General features: G+C 40.9%; 1 protein-coding gene. It reads left to right on the plus strand.

Annotated features, from left to right (window positions below):
- The first annotated feature begins 331 nt into the window (after positions 1–331).
- The gene (locus tag D9603_RS21305; protein WP_128732834.1) at positions 332–1717 is read left to right on the plus strand and encodes a hypothetical protein; all 1386 of its coding nucleotides are present in this window, start codon (positions 332–334) and stop codon (positions 1715–1717) included.
- Positions 1718–2016 lie beyond the last annotated feature (299 nt).

The raw sequence follows: 2016 nt of genomic DNA on the forward strand, positions 1-2016 counted from the left end.
AATGATATGCTGTGGGAGCGGATTTACCCCGCGATATTGTTGAAAAATCGCCGCGTAAAGCGGCTCCTACCAGTGGGGTATTCGAAGAGTTAACCAGTGGTCATGTTATGTGGTGGCATTTGAAGAATTATCCAATGGGTGGTATTTGAGGTTTATCCGTCTGTGAACGTTTTTAGTGCGCCGCCCCCAGCCGTAGTAAGATACGATTATTCTAAAACTTGAAATTCACAAGTGCTTTACTAAAGTTACAAACAAGTCTATTTCGACTTTCTCGTCTTTAGTCATGCAGTATAAGGACAGCTAACAACATAATAAAAATAAGGAATATCTAATGAAACATTCCATTTTGGTATGTTCAATACTTCTTGCTGGCTGTAGCGGTAACCCAGAGTATTCTCATACAGGGGACAATAGGGTAAATATGGCAGGTGCATCTCAGCTATTTCCTCATGGTGAGTTTGTTACCATTGACTTGGCGCGGCAAATTGCCAACGACACACAACTACAAAAGTGGGAAACAGAAAACGGTTATTACGCGTTAGTTTATGAAACAAACCCGAAGCCTCCAAAGGGCAAACATAAAACTGTCATTACCAGCAAAAAATTATTTTGTGAACCAGACAGTGATCCAAGTAGCAAATCTTGTATCATCGCTCGGGCGAGACTAGATTACGCTTTTGAGCTTTACACTCAGAAGCAACCAAAAGCACAAAAAAAAATCAGAAATGAATTACAAGATCGTATTATCGCGGCATCAGAGCAGCGCTGTAACGTGTATAAAATGTATTTGAAACGCTCAGAGTCACGAAATAACTTTTGGCTGGGCACATTAACCACTGTACTTGGTGGTGCAGGCGCACTTTTTACCAACCAAGTTGGTAATCGCATCTTATCGGGTCTTGCAGGTATAAGCAGTGGTGTTCGTGCTGAGTTTAACCAAGCTTACCTTGCCAGTCAGGCCGCGCAAGTAATCACAAAAGGTATTACCTCTCGGCGCAATGAGTTACGCAAAAAATTACAAGCTAAACATAATGAAGATACAACCGTATATACATTACAAGCCGCGATAGCTGATGCAATTGAGTACCATGGAGCCTGCAATATTTTAACTGGCCTGGAAGCTGCTGAGTCAGCTATCGAAAAAGTAGAGAATCCTGGTCTGGATATGATGGCTAAAACGTTATACAAAAGCCGGCACATTGAAGAAATTCTCAAAGGCACAAACCCAGAACAATTTACATTTGATAAGCTGGCTAATGTAGGCGCGGCTTCTCAGTCTCCAAGCCAAGACACGGTAGCCATGCCATTTGCAACGCACTTTGTTTCATTAAAAGGAAATTTAATACAAGCGCTGTATACAAAAGCATATGCGAAGCCGGAAATAAGCGAAAAGCTATTTGCACTAATGGATGAAGAAAAGTCGGCAGGCAAAACTTGGTTAGATGCAATTGATGAAAAATATAATGACTTTGAGACAAAAATCCAAGCGGCTTATATTGATGAATTAAATAAGCTTAAAACACCTGCTTCCGAGCAAGAAAAACTCAAGGCAGAGTTAAAGTTACAGGCTTTAGATGCACAGTTAACAGCACAACGCCTGTATGTTTCGACACTACTCGAGCAGTTTTATCAGGCGCTAGACACTGTCGACAACAAAACACAATCTATTGCAGCTTATTTTCAGTCTTTGTTTGACGGGTTACCAAGCTATTCGTAGTGTGTTTTTATGTTTCTATTTGATAGGCTGCCAATTCATGCGTAGCCTATTTTTTAGTCTCTGTTCGATGGGCTACCAACCTATCTGAAGCCTAATTTTTCAGTCCTGTTCGATGGACTACCCATCTATACAAAGCCTATTTTTTCAGTCTCTATTTAATAGGCTATCAACTCATGCCTAGCCCAATACCAATTTTCTTAATTAAGTGGTCTATTTTGAGACCAGAAAATCTTGTCGATAACCTCGCTACCGCGTCCTGCTATCGCTAAGGTACCTACATCCATACAGGCAAGGCAAAA

The organism is Pseudoalteromonas sp. PS5 (genome assembly GCF_004103255.1).
Taxonomy (GTDB): Bacteria; Pseudomonadota; Gammaproteobacteria; order Enterobacterales; family Alteromonadaceae; genus Pseudoalteromonas; species Pseudoalteromonas peptidolytica.

What these genes read in the sequence shown, in the direction of transcription:
- D9603_RS21305 (WP_128732834.1), top strand. Translation starts at nt 332, where the DNA reads ATGAAACATTCCATTTTGGTATGTTCAATACTTCTTGCTGGCTGTAGC.